The organism is Streptomyces sp. WZ-12 (assembly GCF_028898845.1).
Taxonomy (GTDB): domain Bacteria; phylum Actinomycetota; class Actinomycetes; order Streptomycetales; family Streptomycetaceae; genus Streptomyces.
The window spans coordinates 3683054-3704771 of sequence record NZ_CP118574.1 but is presented as its reverse complement, the minus strand read 5'-3'; the positions used below and the strand labels follow the sequence as shown (position 1 = coordinate 3704771).

The window sequence follows — 21718 nt, the reverse complement described above, 5'->3', positions numbered from 1 at the left end:
TCGGATGGCCGCGTCACCCGGCGATGCCGGCGGTCACCCGATCGTATGGCGCGCCCGCGGCCCCTGCCACCGCGCACCCCGCGGCGCCCCACGCTGGAAGTCGCCCAGCCACCCCCGGGGTTCCGCTGCCCCGGCCGCCCACGGAAGGTCCGGTCCGCCATGTCCCTGCCGCCGCACTGCCCGACCGTCGACTGCGACGACCGCCTGTGGAAGGACACCACCACCACCGAGGTCCACTGGGACAACTGGCGCTGGTGGTGCCACCGTTGCGACAAGAAGTGGTACCCGACTCGCGAGCAGATCGAGCAGTACCGGCACGGGGTCGGGACCGGCCGCAGAGATCCCCGGGTGGCGGCCCACCCGCGCTGACCGCGCCCGTGGGCCGCCGCTGCCTCCCGTCAGGCCGACTGCCCCGGCCAGGGCGCCTCGGTGGCGACCGGCGCCGCGTAGTCGACACCGGGCACCGCGAAGCCGTAGAGGCGGTGCACCTCGCCGTGGAACCAGTCGAGGTCGGCGAGTTGCCCGATGTTCTCCGTCGTCGCCGCCCGCCAGCGCTCGCCGACCGCGGCCTGCACCTCGTCGGTCAACTCCCAGGTGTCCAGCCGGATCCGGCCCTCCTCGTCCAGCGCCAACGGGCGGACGCCGGTGAGCTGGTCCCACAGGTCGCTGAGCTGCGCGGTCGGCGGCACCAGGCGTGCGCCGAGCACCCCGCGCAGCAGACCGACGTAGAGCGCGATGCCGGGGATGGCGGTGGACGACTGGGTCACCGCGGCCCCGTTGACGGAGGTCACCGCGCGCCCGCCGACCAGCTCCGACAGCCGCTTGTCCAGGGTGCGGGCGGTGGCCTCCAGGTGGGCCTTGGCGGCGCCGATGGTGCCCTTGCGGTAGATCGCCTCGGTCAGCGACGAGCCGATGTAGGAGAGCGCGGCGGTGGCGAACCCGTCGGCGAGCAGCCCCCGGCCGGCCAGCTGCTCGATCCACCGCTCCCAGTCGGCGCCGCCCATCACCGCCACGGTCTGCGCGAGGTCGTCCCCGGCGGCCGGCTCGGTCTGCACCTCCTTGACCTCGGGCGCGCCCGCGTCGTCGAAGGCCAGCGTCCTGGTGCGGGACGCCGCGCCGATCGGCCGGAGCACCGACGCGTAGGTGGTGCCGGTCTCCGGGTCGGTCCGGCGTGGCGCGGCCACCGAGTAGATCAGGTAGTCCAGCCGCCCGCCGAAGCGCTCCGCCAGCACCTCGGCGACCCGGTCCTTGAGCCCGTCGGAGAAGGCGTCGCCGTTGAGGAAGACGACGTCCCGGCCGGCCCCGCGGGCCAGTTCGGCGGTGGCGGCGGTGCGGTACCAGCCGGCGGTGGCGGTGCGCCGCGCGCTCGCCGGCTTCTCGAAGCAGACGCCGATGCCGCGGATTCCGGCGCGCTTGAGCCCGGCCAGGGTGGCGGCCAGGCCGTAGCCGGCGGACGAGCCGATGACGAGGGCCACCGGGCCGTCGGCCGGCGGCGGCGCGGTCGGGGCGGTCACGGCCTCCCACATGTCGTTCACCAACTGCCGGCACCCGGCGGGGTGGGAGTCGAGGAACAGGAACCCGCGGCTGCGGGGGCGGTCGATGACGCGGTCGGTCACGGTGGGTCCTTGGGATCGGTCGGTCGATATCGGATGGTCTCGGTCCGGACGGGGCAGGACACCACTGAGTGTCCTGATCCCGTCACCGCCACGGCCTGCCGGCCCGCCCGAGGCGGTGGAACGGCATAGTAGGGCGCGCCCCAGCAGGGGCATGACAGCAACACCGCGGCGGACCGGCCGCCCTCGGCCCGCCGCCCGCACATACGCACCAGGGGGGACCCGCACCATGCCGCACACCCAGCCCACACCGCCCGATCCGACCGCACGGCCCGGGGGGACGGCGCCGCGCGCCCGCTCCCGCCGCCGCGCCGCCCTCGCCGCCGCCGCGACCGCCGCCCTCCTCGCCCTCACCGCCACCGCCTGCGGCCCCGACGCCAACTCGGCGGCGGCGTCCGGCGGTTCGGCCGGCTCCGGCCAGAACAAGGCCGCCGGCCCGCACCTCCCCGACGGAGCCCCCACCAGCCTCGACGACCTCAAGAAGTGGAAGGACGGCGGCTGGAAGGACTGGGGTCGATGGGCGCACCGCGCCCAGGACTTCATCAACCCGATCATCAAGAACCACTGGGAGTCGGACCGGCTCGCCCGGGCCAAGGCCGCCCCCGACATCAACGTCAACGCGACCGCGGCGGACAGCGGTTACGGCGCCACCGACCCCACGCCGCCCCGGGTCACCGCCCAGGAGGTGGCCCGCCCCTACCACCGCAACATGGCCCCGGTCGGCAAGATCTTCTTCGACAGCCCCAAGGGCCCGATGGTCTGCTCCGGCACCGTCGTCGAGGACCCGGCGCATCCGGGGAAGTCCAACCTCGTGTGGACCGCGGGCCACTGCGTGCACTCCGGCCGGCAGGGCGGCTGGATGCGCAACATCATCTTCGTGCCGTCGTACAACGACAACGGCGTCCCCATGAGCCAGGTCGGCCGCACCCCCGCCCAACAGGTCACGCCCTACGGCAAGTTCTGGGCCGACTGGATCACCACCTCCGGGGAGTGGATCGACCGCGGCAGCGAGACCGACGCCGGCTCCGGCGCCCCCTACGACTACGCGGTGCTGCACGTCCGTCCCGAGAACGGCGGCGGCAGGTCCCTCCAGGAGTCCGTCGGCGCGGCCGCCCAGGTCTGGTTCGACCCCCCGCCCGCCGGCCGCATCGGCCAGCTCCAGGCGTTCGGCTACCCGGCCGCGGCGCCCTACGACGGCGCCCGGATGATGTCCTGCCTCAGCCCCTCTGGGCGCCTCGCCGCCGTCCAGGGCGCGCCGCCCATGGACCGGATCGGCTGCTCCATGACCGGCGGTTCGTCGGGCGGCGGCTGGTTCGTCAACCGCGGCGGCAAGCTGACGCTGGTCTCCAACACCTCGGTCGGCAACCCGACCGAGGGCTGGCAGGCCGGCCCCTACCTCGGCCCGGTCGCCCAGCGCGTCTTCACCACGATCAGCAACAAGTTCGCGGGCCGCTAGGGGGCTTCCACCGAGTCAACGGGCCCCGGGCGTCGCGCAGTTGTGCGGCGGCCGGGGCCCGTTCGCTCCGGGTCGGAGGCGGCCGCTGTCCGTCGGCGCTCCCGGGGGACGTCCCCCATCGAGTGAGACCTGCGTCACTCCGGGCGGGTCGAGGGGCAGCGCGCGGATCACCCCTCGGTGGTCGTGCCCGACGCCGCCTCCCGGCGCAGCGCCCGCACGCCCCGGAACCCGATCACGCCGATTGCCGTCCCCAAGAGAAAGGACACCACGGCGAGCAGCAGGTGGACCCAGAAGTACGCGGTCGGATGCCCGGCCGCGTCGAAGGCGAGACCGCTGGCGTCCTTCCAGAGATTCTTGGCGAAAGTGAACCAGATGCACCAGCTCCACACCCCGAAGGCGAGCAGGAACCAGGACACGGGGCGAGAGAGCTTCATGGGTTCCAGTATGGACAGCGGCTCCATCCGGCCGTTCGGAGGGGCACTCTTCCGTGGGGCGCGTTCCAGGACGCGGGCGCAGGCGGGTACGTTCACGGACGTGCCGACGACCTTGAGTGCCTCCGCGTCCCCGTCCGCCGTCCGCGCCGTGCGTACCGTCGCCGCGCTGGCGACCTCCGCGCTATTGGCGTCGCCGCTGATGATCGGCACCGCGCATGCCGCCCCCGGGGACGGCGGGCAGCCGCCGAAGGCGCCCGTGCCGCCCGCGAAGATGTCACAGGTCGGCGGGGAGCGCCTGGGGCAGCCCGGCGTCCAGGTGCAGCCCAAGGCGGGCGCGCCGAAGCTCCCGGACGACAAGGAGCTCAGCGCCCGCTCGTGGATCGTCTCGGACGCCGAGTCCGGCGAGGTGCTGGCCGCCAAGAACCCGCACTGGCAGCTCGCGCCGGCCAGCACCCTGAAGATGCTGTTCGCCGACACCGTGCTGCCGAAGTTCCCCAAGACCCAGAAGTACACCGTCAAACCCACCGACCTGGCGGGCATGGGCGAGGGCAGCAGCCTGGTGGGGATAAAGGAGAACCTCACCTACACCGTGCACGACCTGTGGCTGGGGGTCTTCCTGCGGTCCGGGAACGACGCGGTGCACACGCTCTCCGCCATGAACGGCGGGACGGCGGCCACGGTCCAGCAGATGCAGCAGCGGGCGAAGCAGCTCAACGCCAGTGACACGCACGTGGTCACGCCGGACGGCTACGACGCGCCGGGGCAGGTGTCCAGCGCCTACGACCTGAGCCTGTTCGCGCGGGCGGGGCTGCAGAACGCGGACTTCCGGGAGTACTGCTCCACGGCGAGCGCGCAGTTCCCGGGGGAGGTCGGCAAGGACGGCAAGCGCGGCAGCTTCGGCATCCAGAACACCAACCGGCTGCTCAGCGGCGACTACGACGTCAAGCCCTACCCGGGCATCGCGGGCGTGAAGAACGGTTCGACGACCAACGCCGGGTCCACGTTCACCGGGGTCGCCCAGCGCGGGGACCGCAAGCTGCTGGTCACCGTGATGCACCCGGAGAAGAAGATGCACAACGAGGGGTACCGGGAGGCCGCCAAGCTGCTCGACTGGGGCTTCTCCGCGGACGGCAAGGTGGAGCCGGTCGGCCACCTCGTCGGGCCGAAGGGCGCCGGCGACGGGTCAGGAAACGGCAACGCGAAGAACGGTGACCAGCAGGCCCAGGCCGCGCTGGACTCCGGCAGCGGCTGGGGCGGGCCGTGGACCGCGGTCGGCATCGGCGGCGGGGCGGTGGTCCTGCTGGGCGCGGTGGCGTTCCTGGTCCGCCGGCGGCGACCGCTGCCGGAGGCCGTCCAGGGGCGCCGGGGCGCTTCCGGGAGCCGGCGGAAGAAGTAGCCGCAGAAGCGAGCAAGAGCGCCAAGACGGGCCGGGCCGCCGCTGGTTGGCGGGCCCGGCCCCGTCAGGTGGCGGACGGGGCGGGGGCCGGCGTCGGCTCCGCGGGCGCCTCCTGGGTGGCCGTCCAGGACGCGCAGAAGACCAGCAGCTTGGCCGTGAAGTTGATCCACAGCAGCAGCGCGACGGGGGTGCCGAAGGCGCCGTACATGCTGCGCGCGGCGACGTCCCGCAGATAGCCGCTGAGCAGCAGCTTGAGGAGTTCGAAGCCGACCGCGCCGATCAGGCCGGCGACCACGACGGCGCGCCGCGGCGGGTGGGCCCCGGCCAGCTTGGTCAGGACGAAGACCAGCATCACGAAGGCGGCGAGCACCGCGATGCAGAACCCGGCGACCGACAGCAGGATGCTGGCCGCGCCGCCCTTCGACAGCCCGATCTCCGCCGCCGCCCGGCCCACCGCCGCGGACGCGAACGCCGAGCAGCCCACCGAGACCAGCGCGACCCCGCCGAGGCCGAGCAGCAGCCCGCCGTCGCGGACCTTGCCGAGCAGGAAGTTGGTGTCCTCTGCGGGCGCCTCCCACACGGCCCGCAGGCAGTCGCGCAGCGACTGCACCCAGCCGATGCCGGTGACCAGCAGCGCGGCGCCGGCGATCAGGCCGATGGTGCCGGCGTTGTTCACCAGCGCCGCGAGGTCGAGTTGGCCGGCGATGCCGGGGACCTGCTCGGCCAGCTTCGCCTCCAGGCTGTGCACCTGACCCGTGCCGAGCGCGGCGGCGACGCTCGCGGCCGCGACGGTCAACAGCGGGAAGAGCGCGATGAAGCTGGTGAAGGTGATGGCCGCGGCCAGCCGGGTCCAGTGCACCCGTTGCATCCGGTCGTAGGCGCGCCAGAGGTGGGTGGCGAGCAGCCAGCGGACGGCGGGGGCCAACCGCGGGCCGATGAGGGGGAGGCTGGTGGCCCAGCCGAGGGGGTTGCCGTCGATGGGCGGGGGAGGCGTGCCGTTCCGGTCCTCCCGGGGTGCCCCGCCCCCGTCTCCGTCCCGGTCGTTCCCCGGTACGTCCCGTCCGCCCGTCGTCCCCGTCATCCCCGTACGTCCCTCCCGTGCCGGCCGTCCCGACTGATCCGGAACACTAGCTTCCGGCTACCCCGGAGGGCGGCGGCTACCCGGCGCGCCGTCGGCCGGATGAGGGGCGAAGGGAGCGCGCGGGTCCGCTCAGCGGTGGGACGTGGCGGACGACCGGGGCAGCTCCGCCTCGGTGGCCTGCCGGGGCACCGCCACCGTGCCGCCGCCGGCCCCGAACGGGAACTCCCGCTCCAGCCGCCACACCTCGTCGTCGCCCTTCTCGTAGAGCGCGAAGCCGCCGACCGTCCAGGCGGCCGAGAACTCCGCCAGCTCTGCCTGGGCGCGGTCCATGGCGGCCTCGTCGATGCCGTGCGCGACCGTCACGTGCGGGTGGTACGGGAACTGGAGCTCGCGCGCGCACGGGCCGGACGCGCCGCGGACCCGCTCCTGGAGGGCGGCGCAGCCGGCCGCCCCCTCGACGACCTTGACGAAGACCACCGGCGACAGCGGCCGGAAGGTGTCGGTGCCCGCCAACCGCAGCGCGAACGGCAGGCTGGCGGCGGCGACCGCGGCGAGATGGCGTTCGACGTCGGGCAGCGCCGCGGCGTCCGCCTCGGTCGGCGGGAGGAGGGTGATGTGGGTGGGGATGCCGCGGGCGGCCGGGTCCCCGAAGCCCTCGCGCTCCCGTTGGAGGAAGCTGCCGTACGGCTCCGGGACCGCGAGCGAAACGCCGAGCGTTACGGTCCCCACTGCGTTCTCCCTCCTGACGTGGTGCCCCGACGCGTGCGCGCCGTGGCGTGGTGCCCGGGCGTGGTCGCCCCGGCGCGGGGGCGCGCGCCGCGGGGACGCGCACCCTTGCGGTGTACCGGGCCAGTGTGCCGGGGACGGCCCCGATGGGCACGTCCCCGTCGCCGGTCCCGGCCCGACGGATCAGCGCTTGGCCGGCAGGAACCCGATCCGGTCGTAGGTGGCGGCCAGGGTCTCGGCCGCCACCGCGCGGGCCTTCTCGGCGCCCTTGGCCAGGATCGTGTCCAGCGTCTCCGGGTCGTCGAGGTATTCCTGAGTACGGGTGCGGAACGGCGTGACGAAGTCGACCATCACCCCGGCCAGGTCGGTCTTGAGCGCGCCGTACATCTTGCCCTCGTAGGAACGCTCCAGCGACGGGATGTCCTCGCCGGTGAGGGTGGACATGATGCTGAGGAGGTTGCTGACGCCGGGCTTGGCCTCGCGGTCGAAGCGGATGACGGTGTCGGTGTCCGTCACGGCGCTCTTGATCTTCTTCGCGGTGACCTTGGGGTCGTCGAGGAGGTCGATGATGCCCTTCGGCGAGGAGGCCGACTTGCTCATCTTGATCGAGGGGTCCTGAAGATCGAAGATCTTCGCGGTCTCCTTGACGATGTACGGGTTGGGGATCGTGAAGGTGTCGCCGAAGCGGGTGTTGAAGCGGTCCGCGAGGTCGCGGGTCAGCTCCAGGTGCTGGCGCTGGTCCTCGCCGACCGGGACCTGGTCGGCCTGGTAGAGCAGGATGTCGGCGACCATCAGCACGGGGTAGGTGAACAGGCCGACCGTCGTGCGGTCCGTGCCCTGCTTCGCCGACTTGTCCTTGAACTGCGTCATGCGGGACGCCTCGCCGAAGCCGGTGACGCAGTTCATGACCCAGGCGAGCTGGGCGTGCTCGGGGACGTGGCTCTGCACGAAGAGCGTGCAGCGCTCCGGGTCCAGGCCGGCGGCCAGGAGCTGGGCGGCGGCGACCCGGGTGTTGCGACGCAGCTCCGCGGGGTCCTGCGGGACGGTGATCGCGTGCAGGTCCACCACCATGTAGAAGGCGTCGTGGGACTCCTGCATCGCCACCCACTGGCGCACCGCGCCGAGGTAGTTGCCGAGGTGGAAGGAGCCGGCGGTGGGCTGAATACCGGAGAGCACACGAGGACGCTGGAGAGCCATGGCATGCATTGTCTCAGGTCCGCGGGGGCGGGGGCGGGGAGGTCCGGGGCACCCCGGCGGGGGCCGGAGGGCCCAGGCGGGCGCGGGGGCCCGACCCGTACGCCCTGCGCGGGTGCGGGCGCCGGCGTGACAATGAGCGCGAGGAGCGCGCGGCGGGCGGCACGGGGGTGCCGGAGGTCGCGCTCCAGTGGGGCACAGCCCGTTCGTAGCTCCCGGGCCGGAGGTCCGGGCCGTTGGATGGAGTCGCCCGTGACATCCACGGAAGCGTTCATCGCCGCCGCCGAGGCGCACGGCGCGCACAACTACCGGCCGCTGCCCGTCGTCGTGGCCACCGCCGACGGCGCCTGGATGACCGACGTGGCCGGCCGCCGCTATCTCGATCTGCTCGCCGGGTACTCCGCGCTCAACTTCGGCCACCGCAACCGCCGGTTGCTGGACGCGGCCCGCGCCCAGTTGGAGCGGGTCACCCTCACCTCCCGGGCCTTCCACCACGACCGCTTCGCGGACTTCTGCACCCAACTCGCCGACCTGTGCGGGATGGAGCTCGTGCTGCCGATGAACACCGGCGCGGAGGCGGTGGAGACCGCGATCAAGACGGCCCGCAAGTGGGGCTACCGGGTCAAGGGCGTCCCCGACGGCCGGGCGCGCATCGTCGTCGCGGAGAACAACTTCCACGGCCGGACCATCACCCTGGTCTCCTTCTCCACCGACCCCGAGGCCCGCGCCGACTTCGGCCCGTACACCCCCGGCTTCACCGTCGTCCCCTACGGCGACCTGGCCGCCCTGGACGCCGCCGTCGACGCCGACACCACCGTCGCCGTGCTGCTGGAGCCCATCCAGGGCGAGGCCGGCGTCCTGGTGCCGCCGCCCGGCTACCTCTCCGGCGTGCGCGAGCTGACCCGGGCCCGCAACGTGCTCTTCATCGCCGACGAGATCCAGTCCGGGCTGGGCCGCACCGGCGCCACCTTCGCCTGCGAGCACGAGGGCGTGGTGCCCGACGTGTACGTCCTGGGCAAGGCGCTGGGCGGCGGGGTGGTGCCGGTGTCGGCGGTGGTCTCCTCCCGCGAGGTGCTGGGGGTCTTCCGGCCCGGCGAGCACGGCTCGACGTTCGGCGGCAACCCGTTGGCCTGCGCGGTCGGCCTGGAGGTCATCGCGCTGCTGCGCACCGGCGAGTACCAGCGGCGGGCCGCCGAGCTCGGCGCCCGTCTGCACCGCGCGCTGGCGCCGCTGGTGGGCGGTGGCGCGGTGGACGCGGTCCGCGGCCGCGGACTCTGGGCCGGCGTCGACGTCAACCCCTCGCGCGGCGACGGCCGGGCCGTCTCCGAACGGCTGCTGGCCCGCGGCGTCCTGGTCAAGGAGACCCACGGCGCGACGATCCGGATCGCCCCGCCGCTGGTGATCAGCGAGGAGGATCTGGACTGGGGGATCGAGCAACTCCGCGCGGTGCTGGGCGCGTAGCGGCGGGTTCGCGCGTAAGCGGGCCGGCCCCCGCGCCGTGCCCCCGCACCCGGCCGCCCCCGTACAGTCGGGCCATGGTTCTCGGGATGAGCTGTGCCCTCGCGTCCGCGGTGTGCTTCGGCACCGCCTCCGTCTTCCAGGCCGTGGCCGCGCGGGACACCCCGCCCGGCACCGGGTCCGGCGTCGACGCCCGGCTACTGCTGCGGGTGCTCACCCAGTGGCGGTACCTGCTGGGGCTGTCGCTGGACGGCCTGGGGTTCCTGCTGGAGCTGGTGGCGCTGCGGACGTTGCCGATCTACACGGTCGGCGCGGCGCTGGCGGCGACCCTCGCGGTGACCGCGGTGGTCGCCGCGCCCGTCCTGGGCGCCCGCCTCAAGCGCGCCGAATGGCTCGCGGTCGCGGTGGTCTGCGGCGGCCTGGCCCTGCTGGCGCTGTCGTCCGGCGCCGAGGGGCACCGCTCGGGCACCCCCGCGCTCCGCATCGGGGTGCTGGTCTTCGCGCTCGCCGTGCTCGGCGGCGGGGTGCTGGCCGGCCGGTTGCCGGGCCGCGCCCGGGCCGCCGCGCTCGGCCTCGGCGCGGGCTTCGGCTTCGGCGTCGTCGAGGTCGCGGTGCGGCTCATCGACGGCTTCCGGCCCGTCGAGCTGCTGACCAACCCGGCCACCTACGCCCTGCTGATCGGCGGGGGCGCCGCCTTCCTGCTGCTGACCTCCGCGCTCCAGCGCGGCTCGGTCACCACCGCCACCGCCGGCATGGTGATCGGCGAGACCCTCGGCCCGGCCGTGGTCGGCGTCGCCTGGCTCGGCGACCGCACCCGCGAGGGGCTGATGCCGCTCGCGCTCACCGGCTTCGCCCTCGCCGTGGTCGGGGCCCTCGCCCTGGCCCGCTTCGGCGAGGCACCGACGGAGGAGTCCACCGGCGAACGCGACGACCCCACCGCGGCCGAGCCCGGCACCGGCTCTTCCGCCGATCCCGACCCCAAGACGGTGCCGACGAAGCGTCCCTGAGCCCTCACCACCCACCGCCCTCAACCTCCTCCCCCTAGGCTGGCCGAAGAGACCGACAGCGCAGACGGAGGAGGACGGAATGGCGGAAAGCGCTCTGGGTGCGGGCGAGTTGCCGGCCGGACTGGCGCTGCGTCACCCGACGCCGGCGGATCACGCGCGGCTCCAGGTGGCGCTGGCCGAGTGGTGGGGCGGGCTGGGCGGCGCCGCGGGTGCGCAGCAACGGCAGTTGCTGGTGCCGCGGTTGTACCTCCAGCACTTCGCGGACACCAGCTTCCTGGTCGAGCGGGCCGATGGCACCCTGCACGCCTTCCTGATCGGCTTCCTCTCGCAGAGCGACCCGGAGGCCGCCTACGTCCACTTCGTGGGCGTCTGCCCGGACGGCACGCGGGGCGGCGTCGGCAGCGCGCTCTACCGGCGCTTCTTCGCGCTCGCCCGCGCGGCGGGGCGGAGCCGCATCCGCTGCATCACCAGCCCCAACAACCGCAGTTCGATCGCCTACCACACCCGGATGGGCTTCCGGATGGAGCCGGGCGACCTCGTCGACGACACCGGGGTGCCGGTCCACCGCGACTACGACGGGCCGGGCCTCGACCGGGTGTCGTTCGTGCGGGAGGCGTGAACGGGGCGGCGGGGCGGGCGCGTTGGGCCCCGGATGGGTGCCCGCCGCGCCGCGTCAGTCGGCCGGCGGCAGCGCCCGCAGCAGGGCGTGCAGGACGGCCGGGAACGCGTGCTCCGGCGGCCGGCCGTAGGCGATGACCAGGGCGTCGCGGGCGACCGCCGGTGCCGCCGGGTCGGTGAACTCGGTCAGGCCGTGCACCGCGAGCCCCTGCCACAGGGCGGCCTGGGCGATGGACTGCTCGGTCCCGGGCGGGAGTTCGAGCACCGCGTGCAGCCCGGCGGCGATCCCCGAGACGTGGACGTGCGGGGCGTGCTCGGCCAGCGCGTCGACCAGGTGGTCGCGCCGGCGCCGGTAGCGCAGCCGCATCCCCCGCAGATGCCGGTCGTAGGCGCCGGACTGGATGAACTCGGCCAGGGTGAGCTGGTCCAGCGTGCCGGACTGCCACTCGCCGGTGGACTTGATCTCCAGCACCTGGTCGATCAGCCGGTCCGGCACCACCATCCACGCCAGCCGCAGCGCCGGGGCCAGGCTCTTGCTCGCGGTGCCCAGGTAGACGACGTGGTCGGGGTCCAGCCCCTGGAGGGCGCCGACCGGCTGTCTGTCGTAGCGCAGCTCGCCGTCGTAGTCGTCCTCCAGGACGTAACCACCGGTGGCCCGCGCCCAGTTGACCGCCGCGGCCCGCCGGTCCGGGTGCAGCGGGACGCCGGTGGGGAACTGGTGGGCGGGGGTGAGCAGGGCCGCCCGGAGGCGGTCCAGGCCCGTCAGCCGGCCGGTGTCCGCGCCGTCCGCGTCGACCGGCAGCGGGACGGTGCCGAGCCCGGCGCGGGTGATCGCCTCGCGGTGGAGGCGCAGCCCGTAGGACTCGGTGGCGATCCGGCCCAGGGCGCCGCCGCGGCCCGCGAACGCCCGGGCCAGCAGCCCCAGCCCCTGCATGAACCCCGCGCAGACCACGATCCGTTCGGGGTCGGCCCGCACGCCGCGGGCCCGGGCGAGGTAGTCGGCGAGCACCGCGCGCAGCTCCGGGCGGCCGGCCGGAGTGCCGTACCCGAACGCCTCGTTGGGCGCGGCGGTCAGCGCCCGGCGGGCCGCCGCCAGCCAGGCGGTCCGGGGGAAGGACGAGACGTCCGGGGTCCCCGGCGTGAGGTCGAAGCGCGGTCCGGTGGACGGGGGCGCCGGGGGCGGGGTGCGCCGGGGCGCCGCGCGGCCCGCGCGCGGCAGGGCCCGGTCGGCCACCTCGGTGCCCGAGCCCTGGCGGGCGCGGAGCCAGCCCTCGGCGACCAGCTCGGCGTAGGCGTCGGCGACGGTGTTGCGGGCGATGCCGAGGTCGGTGGCGAGGGAGCGGGAGGACGGCAGCCGGGTGCCGGGGGCCAGTCGCCCGGACCGCACCGCCTCCCGCAGCGCGGTCATCAGCGAGGTCCGCAGCCCGCCGGGACCGGCCAGGTCCAGATGAAGGTCCCGCCCAAAAGTGGCCCGCGATTTCTCCATGGAAGTGGACCATACTCTTGTGCCAGTCACTGCGTAGCGTCGGAGGCATGACGAACTCGACAACTTCTTCCGCAGCAAACGAACCGCAGGTCACCGCGGCCGCGACCGGCCACCGGCACGGCCCCCGGATGCGCTGGGCCGAGCTGGCCCCCGAGGTCTACAAGGCCATGATCGGGCTGGAGGTGGCGGCCCGGAAGGGCCTCGACCCGACCCTGGCCGAACTGGTCAAGATCCGCGCCTCGCAGCTCAACCGGTGCGCGTTCTGCCTCCACATGCACACCACCGACGCCCGCAAGGCCGGCGAGACCGAGGAGCGGATCGTCCTCCTGAACGCCTGGGAGGAGGCCGCCGGCTACTACACCGACCGCGAGCGGGCCGCCCTCGCGCTCACCGAGGCGATCACGGTCCTGACCGACGGCTTCGTGCCGGACGCCGTCTACGACCGCGCCGCCGCCCTCTTCGACGAGCCCGAACTCGCCCAGCTCATCGCCCTGATCACCACCATCAACGCCTGGAACCGCTTCGGCGTGACCACCCGCATGGCCCCGGGACAGGAGTGAACCCGATGACCCACCGCATGCCGTTCTGGCACACCGTCCCCGCCTTCTACCAGGCCCAGCTCAAGCTCACCCTGGCCGCCAAGAAGGGCCTGGGCGACGCGGTCCTGGCCGAACTGGTCGTGCTGCGCGCCTCCCAGCTCAACAGGTGCGCGTTCTGCATCGACATGCACGTGCGCAACCTCCGCGAGGCCGGCGTCGACCAGCAGCGGATCGACCTGCTGCCCGCCTGGGAGGAGGCCGTCGGCCTCTACTCCGAGCGGGAGCGGGCGGCGCTGGCCTTCACCGAGGCGGTCACCGTCCTGACCGAGGGCTTCGTGCCGGACGAGGTCTACGATCGGGCCGCCGCGCACTTCGACGAGGCCGAACTCGCCCATCTGCTGGCCGTGATCGTCGCCATCAACAACTGGAACCGCGTCAACGTCACCGTCCGCCAGCCACCCGGGGAGGAACTGTGACCACCACCGGCACCGCCCCCGCGGCGGCCCTCCGCGCCCTCCACCACGACCGCCGCCCCGGCGACCCGCTGATCCTCCCCAACGTCTGGGACGCCGCCTGTGCCCGGGTCTTCGCCGACGCCGGCTTCCCGGCCCTGGCCACCCCCAGCGCGGGCCTCGCCGCGACCCTCGGGTACGAGGACGGCGCGACCCCGGCCGACGAGATGTTCGCCGCGATCGCCCGGATCGTCCGGGCCGTGGACGTCCCGGTGACGGCGGACGTGGAGGCCGGATACGGGCTGTCCGCAAAGGAGTTGGTCGGCCGGCTCGCCGAGGCCGGCGCCGTCGGCTGCAACCTGGAGGACTCCGACCACGCCACCGGCGCCCTCCGCGACCCGCGCGAGCAGGCCGACTGGTTGGCCGCGGTCCGGGCCGAGGCCGGCGACGCGCTGGTCATCAACGCCCGCATCGACACCTTCCTGCGCGGGGACCCGGGCCTCGACGCCGCCCTGGAGCGGGCCCACCACTACGCAGCCGCCGGCGCCGACTGCCTCTACCCCATCCTCGCCCCGCCCGAGGTCCTCCCCGAACTGTCCGCGGCGGCCCCCCTCCCGCTCAACGCCCTGGCGAAGGCCGACGGCCCGGCCCCGCACGAACTGGGCGCCCTGGGCGCGCGGCGGATCACCTTCGGCGGCGGCCTGCACCGCGCCGCGATGACCGCGCTGGCCGGGGTCGCGGCACGGCTGCGGGACGGGCAGCACGGCTGACCGGGAGGTGCCACCATGGCGGCCATGCTCTCCCTCGCCGTGGCCTCCTGGGGGCGACCCCCGGTGCTCCTGCGGAACGCGGACGTCCCGCACTACGCGGCCAGCACCATGAAGATCGCCGTGCTGGCCGCCGTCCACCGCAGCGGACTCGACCCCGACCGGCAGGTCCCGGTGGTCAATTGCTTCCCCTCGGCGGCCGGCGGGAGCTACGCCCACTGCCGTGCGGAGGACGGCGACCCCGAGCCGTGGGCCCGCCTGGGTGGCACCGCGCCCCTGGGGTGGCTGGCCGAGCGGATGGTCCGGCACTCCTCCAACCTCGCCACCAGCCTGTGCCAGTCGGCGGTGGGGCACCCGGCGGTGGCCGAGGTCTGGCGGCGGGCCGGGGCGTCCGCCGCCAGCGGCAGCCCGCGCGGCATCGAGGACGCCGCGGCCCGCGCCGCCGGCATCGACAACACCGTCACCGCCCACGACCTGCTCCGGCTCCTTGAGTCCCTGGAACCGGCGGTGCTGGCCCAACTTGAGCACAACGCCCACGCCGTGGACCTCGCCGCAGGACTGCCCCCGGGCACCCGCCTGGCCAGCAAGAACGGCTGGGTCGACGGGGTACGGCACAGCGCCGCCGTGATCCACCCGCCCGACGCCCCGCCCTATGTCCTCGCCGTCTGCTACACCGGCCCGCTCGCCAACGGCCAGGACGCCGACGACCCCGCGGCCCGCCTGTTGGCCCGCCTCTCCTCCCGCGTCTGGGCCCGCCGCCACCACCTGGCTCAGGTGGCGTAGCGTCAAGTGAGCGTCCCCCTCGGCGCATTGCCCGCTTCCCGCCGCCCGGATCGCGCTACGGCCGGCTCCCGCGCGGGTATACAGGAGAACGGGCGTACGGGGAGCGCCGCGGGCTTGATAACTTGGTGGTGAAGGCCCGCGGGGGAACGGGGAGAAGCGGTATATGGCCGAGCAGTTCAGGGTCGACCTGGAAGAACTGGACGTCGTCGTCCGACAGCTGCGTCATCTGCAGCGGGACATGGACGAACCGGGCCAGGCGGTCAAATACGGCACGACGCTCCCGACGTCCGCGTTCGGGACCGGATTCGACGAGGCCGGCAAGCTGGCCGGGGCGCACGACGGCATGCAGGCGTACATGGCGGACGTGCTCGGTGCGCTCCAGGACCTCCTCCACACCTTCGGCGAGAAGACCGAGGCCAGCCGCGGCGCCTACGAGGACCAGGAACACGCGGCCCGACACCCACGGCACGACTGACCGACACCGCACCGCCCACGGGCGGACGCATGCGACGGCGAGGACGAGGAAGGGGGACCGCGGCATGGCGGAGGCCGGACAACAGCACGACGGCGCCAGGGACATGGAGCGCCGGCGGAACGAGCAGGAGCGGGCGGAGCGGCTGAAGTCGCTCCAGGGACACCGGATGACCCCGCGGTCGCCCGCCGACTTCCCGCGGCGCGAACTGCCCGAGATGCGGGCGATGATCGAGCACGCCAACCCGGGGGCGATCGAGACCTCCGGCCGGCACTGGCGGTCCGCCGCCGACCAGTTGGGCGGCGAAGACGGCCACGGCGGCCTCCGCAAGGCGTTCCAGGACGCCGTCGCGCACGCCTCGGCGCACTGGGAGGGCTCGGCGGCCCAGGCGTTCCGCCGGGAGGCCGCCAAGGTGCTGGCCAAGATCGACCGCAGCTACCAGCACGCCCGCAACGTCGAGTCCACGCTGATCGGTTCGCGCACCGCCGGCCCGGAGGTCGGCGTCGCCCACAACCTCCGCGAGGCCCAACAGGCCGTCGTCCGACTGCAACTCGCCGCGGCCGCCCACACCGCGGAGCCGCCCCCGGCCGACGGCGGCCAGCTCGCGCGCGACCTCGCCAACCCCAAGCTGGACACCCGCATGGCGCTGGAGCTCAACCGCGCCACCCTCCCGCCGGGCAAGCAGCGCCAGTTGGAGGCCGCCGTCGTCATGGACGAACTGGCCGCCCACTACGACGCGCAGGGCACCCGGCTCCGGGACGGCACCGGCCACGGCCTCGACGGGGACTGGCCGGTCGCGCCCTCCGACCACCCGGCCCCGCCGCCGGTGAACGCCGCGGCGGTCGGCCACCCCGAGCAGCACGCGCCCACCGCGCACCGTTCCCACGGCGGCGCGGTCCCGGCCGGGTTCGGCAGCCCCCGGGCCGACGGTCCGGTGGCCATCGGGCTGGAGAGCGCCCACGGCACCGCCCTCGCCGCACCGCACGCCGGCGGCCACGCCCTCATCGCCGGGCCGCCGACCGGCCCGGTCGCGCCCGCCCCCACCAGCGGCGGCGTCCCGGCGCCCGCGTTCATGCCGGGCGTCATCGGCCTGGCGACCGGCGGCGCGCGGCCCGCCGGCGGCCCGGCGCGCGGCACGGGCGACGCCCACCACAGCGCGAGCGGCCCCGCCGGCAACCCCGACGCGGTCGCCGCCCGCGCCGCCGCACCGCTGACACCGGGCGTGCCCCGCCTCCCCGGCGCCCCGGGCGCCCGGCCGGACGGCCCGACCGGCGGCAGCCGGCAGGGCGGCGCCGGCCTGCACCGCAGCCGCGGCGGCGCCCGGGCCACCGGTGACCCGGCGGCCGCCCACGGCAGGGGCCAGCACGGCCCGGGAGAGCACCCCGACAAGGGAGGCCGGGGGCGCCCCGAGGAGCGCCGGCGCCGGTACCTCGACGAGGACGAGGCCACCTGGACCCCGCCGCGGGAGCTCCCGCCGCCCGTGATCGAGTAGGCGCCCGGCGGGGCGCGGCGAAAACCGGACGACGCGCCCCGCACCCCGCTGTTAGCGTCCGGACCATGCATCCGGTTGGTGAGAAACAGATACGCGGGTCCTTCGTGAACTGCTCCAAGGGCGAGGCGAGCCGGCTCAACCTCCCCGCGGGACTGGCCGAACTCCCGTGGCAGGACCTCGACTTCCTGGGGTGGCGGGACCCGCAGGCGCCGGACCGGAGCTACCTCGTCGCCCCGCGGGACGACGGCCTGCTCGGTGTCACCCTGCGGGCGCCGCAGGGCGTGCGGCGCAGCTTCACCAAGACGACGGTGTGCTCGGTCTGCCTGACCGGACACCCGGGCTCCGGCGTCAGCCTGCTCGCCGCCCGCCGCGCCGGCCCCGCCGGACGACAGGGCAACACCGTCGGCACCTACCTCTGCGCCGACCTCGCCTGCTCCCTCTACGTCCGCGGCCGCAAGCAGTCCCAACTCGCCGGCCGCCACAAGGAGGACCTCCCGCTGGAGGACCGGATCGCCCGCACCGTGCGCAACCTCGACGCCTTCCTGACCAAGGTCCTGGAGGGCGAAGGGGCCTGAGCCGGCGGGGCGCCGGGCCACCCGGCCCCGCCGCCCGGACCGCCCCTCAGAGCCCCCGGGCGGCCAGGAAGTCCCCGATCAACGCCAGCCACTCCGCGTTCCGTTCGACCATCGGCAGATGCCCGGTGGCGATCTCGACGTACTCCGCGCCCGGGATGTGGTCCGCCAGGTAGCGGGAGTGGGACGGGTCGATCAGGGGGTCGAGCGTGGTGGCGACGACCAGCGTCGGGACCGCGAGGCCCGGCAGGTCGGCGGTGGTGTCCAGGGCCTTGACCAGGGCCGCCTGCTCGGCCGAACCGGCCTGCGGCAGCGTCGGGTCCGGGTCCAGGTAGGCCGCCAACTCGGCCGGCGCCAGCGCGTCCAGGGCCGCCGGCGACAGCGCGGCGAGCGTCCGCGCCTGGGCGAAGCCCTGGTAGTCGTCGCGCTCCAGCAGCCGCAGCCACAGGTCCACCCAGATCCGCGCCCGGGCGTTCGCCCTGGCCAGCCCGGCGGTCAGGACCAGCCCGCGCACCCGCTCCGGGTGCCGGGCCGCGGCCCGTACGGCCACCGCGGTCCCCATCGAGAAGCCGATCGCGGTGAAGGTCTCCTGGCCGGCCGCGACGGCCTCGGCGACCACCGCATCGGCCAGCGCGTCCAACTCCAACGGGCCCTTGGCACGGGGGGTTTGACCGGACCCGGGATAGTCGGGCGCCACCACCCGGTGCCCGGTGGCGGTCAGGGCCGGGATCAGCGTGCCGTAGTTGTCCCGGACACTGCCGGTGGCGCCGTGCGCCAGCAACACACCGGGCCCACCGGCCGGACCGGCGACGGTGGTGGAGAGCGGTGAAAGGGAAGCGGGCGTGGTCCGCGCGGCGGGAATCTGCGTCATGCCCACCAGGGTGCCGCCTCACATCGGTGTGAGGGTCAAGCCGACGGTTGGTTGTCTTCCCACGTTGTTGGCTCTCCCTCCGCGCGGGTTGCGGTCCGCTGCGCTTGGCTTGCTGCCCACGTTGTCGGCTGTCCCACCGTGGCGCCTGCGGCGGGCCGGTCCGCCGCCGGTCCGCTTGCGCGGGGCGGGTCGAGTTGTCTGGTCCGCTGCGCGGGGCTGTCGGGTTGCGGTGACGGGCCTCCGGGGGCGGTGTGCCAGACTGCTTCGCTTTACGTCTGGCACACCGCCCCCTCCGGCCCGTCCCCTCCCGTTGGGTGGGTGGAATTCTCCAGTTGGGGGCTGGCCACTGTGGTCCGCTGACGGTCATCGCCCGGTTGCTTGGGCCACCTGTCCTCTTAACGGTCACCACCCAGGCTCACGCGTACTCGTCCCCTGACGGTCACCACTCAACCCAGCGGCCCGAGTTGACCCACCGGGCAGACGCGGCACCCACCGTTTTCACCCACCCCCAACGGGAGGGGACGGGCCGGAGGGGTGGGTGTGCCAGACGTAAAGCGAAGCAGTCTGGCATGCCCGCCCCGGAGGCCCGTCACCGCACCCCGACAGCCCCGCGCAGCGGACAACTCAACCCGCCCCGCGCAGCGGAACCGCAACCCGCGCGGCGGGAGAGCCAACAACGTGGGAGGCCCCAACCCCCGTCGTGGACGGGAGTTGGGGCCTCACAAGGCCGTCAGGCCAAGGTGGTTCAGGCGATCAGAACCGCCGCGTGATCAGCGCGCGCTTCACTTCCTGGATGGCCTTGGTGACCTCGATGCCGCGCGGGCAGGCGTCCGTGCAGTTGAAGGTCGTGCGGCAACGCCACACGCCGTCCTTGTCGTTGAGGACCTCCAGCCGCTGCTCGCCGCCCTCGTCGCGCGAGTCGAAGATGAAGCGGTGGGCGTTGACGATCGCCGCCGGGCCGAAGTACTGGCCGTCGTTCCAGAACACGGGGCACGAGGTGGTGCACGCCGCGCACAGGATGCACTTGGTGGTGTCGTCGAACCGCTCGCGGTCCTCGGCGGACTGCAGCCGCTCGCGGGTCGGCTCGTTGCCCGTCGTGATCAGGAACGGCATCACGTCCCGGTACGCCTGGAAGAAGGGCTCCATGTCGACGACAAGGTCCTTCAGCACCGTCAGGCCCTTGATGGCCTCGACGGTGATCGGCTTCTCCGGGTTGATGTCCTTGATCAGCGTCTTGCACGCCAGGCGGTTGCGGCCGTTGATCCGCATCGCGTCGGAGCCGCAGATGCCGTGGGCGCAGGAGCGGCGGAAGGTCAGCGAACCGTCCAGATCCCACTTGATCTTGTGGAGGGCGTCCAGGACGCGCTCCTTGGGATCGATCTCAAGCTGGAAGTCCTCCCAGCGGGCCTCCTCGGAGACCTCCGGGTTGAACCGACGGATCCGGAAGGTGACCGTGATCAGGTGCGAGGCGGTGTTCTCGGCCGCGTCCAGCGCCGCGGAGTGCTTGTCGAGAGTGGGGGTGCTCATCAGTACTTACGCTCCATCGGCTGGTAGCGGGTCTGCACGACCGGCTTGTAGTCGAGCCGGATCGAGTCGGAACCGTCGGCGCCCACCTCGCGGTACGCCATGGTGTGCCGCATGAAGTTGACGTCGTCGCGGTTGGGGTAGTCCTCGCGGTAGTGACCGCCGCGGGACTCCTTGCGGGCGAGGGCGGAGACCGCCATGACCTCGGCCAGGTCGAGCAGGTTGCCCAGCTCGATGGCCTCCAGCAGGTCGGTGTTGAAGCGCTTGCCCTTGTCCTGGATGGAGACGTTGCGGTAGCGCTCGCGCAGCTCGCCGATCTTCTCGACCGCGGTCTTGATGGTCTGCTCGGTGCGGAAGACCATGACGTTGGCGTCCATGGTCTCCTGCAGCTCGTTGCGGATCTCGGTGACCCGCTCGCTGCCGGTGGCGTCCCGCAGCCGCTCGACCTGCTCGACGACCAGCGATGCCGGGTCCTCGGGCAGCTCGACGAAGTCGGCGGTGGCCGCGTACTGGGCCGCGGCGATGCCGGCCCGGCGGCCGAAGACGTTGATGTCCAGCAGCGAGTTGGTGCCCAGGCGGTTGGCGCCGTGCACCGAGACGCAGGCGACCTCGCCGGCGGCGTACAGGCCCGGCACGACGGTGGTGTTGTCGGACAGCACCTCGCCCTCGACGTTGGTCGGGATGCCGCCCATCGCGTAGTGCGCGGTCGGCTGGATCGGGATCGGGTCCGTGTAGGGCTCGATGCCGAGGTAGGTCCGCGCGAACTCGGTGATGTCCGGCAGCTTGGCGTCAAGCTGCTCCGGCGGCAGGTGGGTCAGGTCCAGGTAGACGTGGTCGCCCTCGGGGCCGCAGCCGCGACCCTCGCGGATCTCGGTGTAGATCGAGCGGGAGACGACGTCGCGGGAGGCGAGGTCCTTCATGACCGGCGCGTACTTCTCCATGAAGCGCTCGCCGTCCTTGTTGCGGAGGATGCCGCCCTCACCACGGGCGCCCTCCGTCAGCAGGATGCCCATCCGCCAGATGCCGGTCGGGTGGAACTGGAAGAACTCCATGTCCTCCAGCGGCAGTCCGCGGCGGTAGACCGCGGCCTGGCCGTCACCGGTCAGGGTGTGGGCGTTCGACGTCACCTTGAAGAACTTGCCGGTGCCGCCGGACGCGTAGATGACCGACTTCGCCTGGAAGACGTGGATCTCGCCGGTGGCCAGCTCGTAGGCGACCACACCGGCGGACTTCTTGACGCCGTCGACCTCGGTGATCAACTGGTCCAGGACGTAGAACTCGTTGAAGAACTCCACGCCCTCCTTGACGCAGTTCTGGTACAGCGTCTGGAGGATCATGTGGCCGGTGCGGTCCGCGGCGTAGCAGGACCGGCGGACCGGGGCCTCGCCGTGGTTGCGGGAGTGACCGCCGAACCGGCGCTGGTCGATCCGGCCCTCGGGCGTGCGGTTGAACGGCAGGCCCATCTTCTCCAGGTCGAGGACGGAGTCGATGGCCTCCTTCGCCAGGATCTCGGCGGCGTCCTGGTCGACCAGGTAGTCACCGCCCTTGACGGTGTCGAAGGTGTGCCACTCCCAGTTGTCCTCCTCGACGTTGGCGAGGGCCGCGGCCATGCCGCCCTGGGCGGCACCGGTGTGGGAGCGGGTCGGGTAGAGCTTGGTCAGCACGGCGGTGCGGCTGCGCTTCGTCGCCTCGATGGCGGCGCGCATGCCGGCGCCGCCGGCGCCGACGATGACGGTGTCGTACTTGTGGATCTGCATGGGTCGTTACCTCAGTCCCT

At 73.7% G+C, this 21718-nt stretch carries 22 protein-coding genes; 13 read left to right on the top strand and 9 right to left on the bottom strand.

Translation table 11 applies throughout. The features are described 5' to 3' along the window. The first annotated feature begins 159 nt into the window (after positions 1-159). Positions 160-369 carry a hypothetical protein gene (locus PV796_RS15600; RefSeq protein ID WP_274913762.1) on the top strand — a complete coding sequence of 70 codons (210 nt, stop codon included), beginning with the start codon at positions 160-162 and terminating at the stop codon, positions 367-369. Between the two features lie 29 nt (positions 370-398). Here the strand turns inward: PV796_RS15600 and fabV are convergent, their stop codons facing one another. Then, on the bottom strand, positions 399-1616 hold the full coding sequence (fabV, locus tag PV796_RS15595) for an enoyl-[acyl-carrier-protein] reductase FabV (RefSeq protein ID WP_274913761.1): 1218 nt from the start codon (positions 1614-1616) through the stop codon (positions 399-401). A gap of 226 nt (positions 1617-1842) precedes the next feature. On the opposite strand from fabV, the gene PV796_RS15590 reads away from it, so the two are divergent. Beyond that, positions 1843-3069: a trypsin-like serine peptidase gene (locus PV796_RS15590; protein WP_274913760.1), complete on the top strand. Its 1227-nt coding sequence runs from the start codon at positions 1843-1845 to the stop codon at positions 3067-3069. A gap of 167 nt (positions 3070-3236) precedes the next feature. On the opposite strand, the gene PV796_RS15585 is transcribed toward PV796_RS15590, so the two are convergent. Further along, positions 3237-3503, bottom strand: a complete 267-nt coding sequence (locus PV796_RS15585; RefSeq protein WP_274913759.1) for an SCO4848 family membrane protein — start codon at positions 3501-3503, stop codon at positions 3237-3239. Positions 3504-3603: 100 nt separating this feature from the next. On the opposite strand from PV796_RS15585, the gene PV796_RS15580 reads away from it, so the two are divergent. Continuing rightward, positions 3604-4899, top strand: coding sequence for a D-alanyl-D-alanine carboxypeptidase family protein (locus PV796_RS15580; RefSeq protein ID WP_342456915.1), 1296 nt, complete (start codon positions 3604-3606; stop codon positions 4897-4899). 64 nt (positions 4900-4963) lie between these two features. Here the strand turns inward: PV796_RS15580 and PV796_RS15575 are convergent, their stop codons facing one another. The 3 genes from PV796_RS15575 to trpS all read right to left on the bottom strand — a co-directional run bounded on the left by PV796_RS15575 (position 4964) and on the right by trpS (position 7903). Beyond that, complete coding sequence (locus tag PV796_RS15575; RefSeq protein WP_274913757.1) at positions 4964-5980, bottom strand: YihY/virulence factor BrkB family protein; 1017 nt, start codon at positions 5978-5980, stop codon at positions 4964-4966. Between the two features lie 129 nt (positions 5981-6109). Beyond that, on the bottom strand, positions 6110-6709 hold the full coding sequence (locus PV796_RS15570; protein ID WP_274913756.1) for a 2'-5' RNA ligase family protein: 600 nt from the start codon (positions 6707-6709) through the stop codon (positions 6110-6112). Positions 6710-6889: 180 nt separating this feature from the next. Continuing rightward, the gene (gene trpS, locus PV796_RS15565; RefSeq protein ID WP_274913754.1) at positions 6890-7903 is read right to left on the bottom strand and encodes a tryptophan--tRNA ligase; all 1014 of its coding nucleotides are present in this window, start codon (positions 7901-7903) and stop codon (positions 6890-6892) included. Between the two features lie 249 nt (positions 7904-8152). Between trpS and rocD the strand changes: the two genes are divergently transcribed. From rocD to PV796_RS15550, 3 genes are all read left to right on the top strand, one after another. Beyond that, on the top strand, positions 8153-9361 hold the full coding sequence (rocD, locus tag PV796_RS15560; RefSeq protein WP_274913753.1) for an ornithine--oxo-acid transaminase: 1209 nt from the start codon (positions 8153-8155) through the stop codon (positions 9359-9361). A gap of 86 nt (positions 9362-9447) precedes the next feature. Then, on the top strand, positions 9448-10365 hold the full coding sequence (locus tag PV796_RS15555; RefSeq protein ID WP_274913752.1) for a hypothetical protein: 918 nt from the start codon (positions 9448-9450) through the stop codon (positions 10363-10365). A 79-nt stretch (positions 10366-10444) separates the two neighbouring features. Next, entirely contained in the window at positions 10445-10984 is a 540-nt protein-coding gene (locus PV796_RS15550) for a GNAT family N-acetyltransferase (RefSeq protein WP_274913750.1), read from the top strand. A 54-nt stretch (positions 10985-11038) separates the two neighbouring features. On the opposite strand, the gene pdxR is transcribed toward PV796_RS15550, so the two are convergent. Beyond that, a complete protein-coding gene (pdxR, locus tag PV796_RS15545; RefSeq protein WP_274913749.1) occupies positions 11039-12469 on the bottom strand; it encodes a MocR-like pyridoxine biosynthesis transcription factor PdxR in 1431 nt (476 codons plus the stop codon). Between the two features lie 47 nt (positions 12470-12516). Between pdxR and PV796_RS15540 the strand changes: the two genes are divergently transcribed. From PV796_RS15540 to PV796_RS15510, 7 genes are all read left to right on the top strand, one after another. Then, positions 12517-13029, top strand: a complete 513-nt coding sequence (locus PV796_RS15540; RefSeq protein ID WP_376567314.1) for a carboxymuconolactone decarboxylase family protein — start codon at positions 12517-12519, stop codon at positions 13027-13029. 5 nt (positions 13030-13034) lie between these two features. Beyond that, entirely contained in the window at positions 13035-13484 is a 450-nt protein-coding gene (locus tag PV796_RS15535) for a carboxymuconolactone decarboxylase family protein (protein WP_274913748.1), read from the top strand. Further along, the gene (locus PV796_RS15530; protein WP_274913747.1) at positions 13481-14230 is read left to right on the top strand and encodes an isocitrate lyase/PEP mutase family protein; all 750 of its coding nucleotides are present in this window, start codon (positions 13481-13483) and stop codon (positions 14228-14230) included. Before PV796_RS15535 ends, PV796_RS15530 begins: the two co-directional genes overlap by 4 nt. Before the next feature lie 15 nt (positions 14231-14245). Beyond that, on the top strand, positions 14246-15010 hold the full coding sequence (locus PV796_RS15525) for a serine hydrolase (protein WP_274913746.1): 765 nt from the start codon (positions 14246-14248) through the stop codon (positions 15008-15010). A gap of 163 nt (positions 15011-15173) precedes the next feature. Then, positions 15174-15485, top strand: a complete 312-nt coding sequence (locus tag PV796_RS15520; protein WP_274913744.1) for a hypothetical protein — start codon at positions 15174-15176, stop codon at positions 15483-15485. Positions 15486-15549: 64 nt separating this feature from the next. Further along, on the top strand, positions 15550-16974 hold the full coding sequence (locus PV796_RS15515; protein WP_274913743.1) for a hypothetical protein: 1425 nt from the start codon (positions 15550-15552) through the stop codon (positions 16972-16974). A 65-nt stretch (positions 16975-17039) separates the two neighbouring features. Then, positions 17040-17549, top strand: a complete 510-nt coding sequence (locus tag PV796_RS15510; RefSeq protein ID WP_274913742.1) for an FBP domain-containing protein — start codon at positions 17040-17042, stop codon at positions 17547-17549. A gap of 46 nt (positions 17550-17595) precedes the next feature. Here the strand turns inward: PV796_RS15510 and PV796_RS15505 are convergent, their stop codons facing one another. From PV796_RS15505 to sdhA, 3 genes are all read right to left on the bottom strand, one after another. Continuing rightward, complete coding sequence (locus PV796_RS15505; protein WP_274913741.1) at positions 17596-18417, bottom strand: alpha/beta fold hydrolase; 822 nt, start codon at positions 18415-18417, stop codon at positions 17596-17598. 753 nt (positions 18418-19170) lie between these two features. Beyond that, the gene (locus PV796_RS15500) at positions 19171-19944 is read right to left on the bottom strand and encodes a succinate dehydrogenase iron-sulfur subunit (RefSeq protein ID WP_274913740.1); all 774 of its coding nucleotides are present in this window, start codon (positions 19942-19944) and stop codon (positions 19171-19173) included. After that, positions 19944-21698, bottom strand: coding sequence for a succinate dehydrogenase flavoprotein subunit (gene sdhA / locus PV796_RS15495; protein WP_274913739.1), 1755 nt, complete (start codon positions 21696-21698; stop codon positions 19944-19946). The genes PV796_RS15500 and sdhA overlap by 1 nt, the downstream gene beginning before the upstream one ends. Positions 21699-21718: the final 20 nt, after the last annotated feature.

Excerpts from the sequence above, each read along its gene's own strand:
- PV796_RS15600 (WP_274913762.1), top strand. The coding sequence starts at position 160 with ATGTCCCTGCCGCCGCACTGCCCGACCGTCGACTGCGACGACCGCCTG.
- PV796_RS15590 (WP_274913760.1), top strand. The coding sequence starts at position 1,843 with ATGCCGCACACCCAGCCCACACCGCCCGATCCGACCGCACGGCCCGGG.
- PV796_RS15585 (WP_274913759.1), bottom strand. The coding sequence starts at position 3,503 with ATGAAGCTCTCTCGCCCCGTGTCCTGGTTCCTGCTCGCCTTCGGGGTG.
- PV796_RS15575 (WP_274913757.1), bottom strand. The coding sequence starts at position 5,980 with ATGACGGGGACGACGGGCGGACGGGACGTACCGGGGAACGACCGGGAC.
- trpS (WP_274913754.1), bottom strand. The coding sequence starts at position 7,903 with ATGGCTCTCCAGCGTCCTCGTGTGCTCTCCGGTATTCAGCCCACCGCC.
- PV796_RS15555 (WP_274913752.1), top strand. The coding sequence starts at position 9,448 with ATGAGCTGTGCCCTCGCGTCCGCGGTGTGCTTCGGCACCGCCTCCGTC.
- PV796_RS15550 (WP_274913750.1), top strand. The coding sequence starts at position 10,445 with ATGGCGGAAAGCGCTCTGGGTGCGGGCGAGTTGCCGGCCGGACTGGCG.
- pdxR (WP_274913749.1), bottom strand. The coding sequence starts at position 12,469 with ATGGAGAAATCGCGGGCCACTTTTGGGCGGGACCTTCATCTGGACCTG.
- PV796_RS15540 (WP_376567314.1), top strand. The coding sequence starts at position 12,517 with ATGACGAACTCGACAACTTCTTCCGCAGCAAACGAACCGCAGGTCACC.
- PV796_RS15535 (WP_274913748.1), top strand. The coding sequence starts at position 13,035 with ATGACCCACCGCATGCCGTTCTGGCACACCGTCCCCGCCTTCTACCAG.
- PV796_RS15525 (WP_274913746.1), top strand. The coding sequence starts at position 14,246 with ATGGCGGCCATGCTCTCCCTCGCCGTGGCCTCCTGGGGGCGACCCCCG.
- PV796_RS15520 (WP_274913744.1), top strand. The coding sequence starts at position 15,174 with ATGGCCGAGCAGTTCAGGGTCGACCTGGAAGAACTGGACGTCGTCGTC.
- PV796_RS15515 (WP_274913743.1), top strand. The coding sequence starts at position 15,550 with ATGGCGGAGGCCGGACAACAGCACGACGGCGCCAGGGACATGGAGCGC.
- PV796_RS15510 (WP_274913742.1), top strand. The coding sequence starts at position 17,040 with ATGCATCCGGTTGGTGAGAAACAGATACGCGGGTCCTTCGTGAACTGC.
- PV796_RS15505 (WP_274913741.1), bottom strand. The coding sequence starts at position 18,417 with ATGACGCAGATTCCCGCCGCGCGGACCACGCCCGCTTCCCTTTCACCG.
- PV796_RS15500 (WP_274913740.1), bottom strand. The coding sequence starts at position 19,944 with ATGAGCACCCCCACTCTCGACAAGCACTCCGCGGCGCTGGACGCGGCC.
- sdhA (WP_274913739.1), bottom strand. The coding sequence starts at position 21,698 with ATGCAGATCCACAAGTACGACACCGTCATCGTCGGCGCCGGCGGCGCC.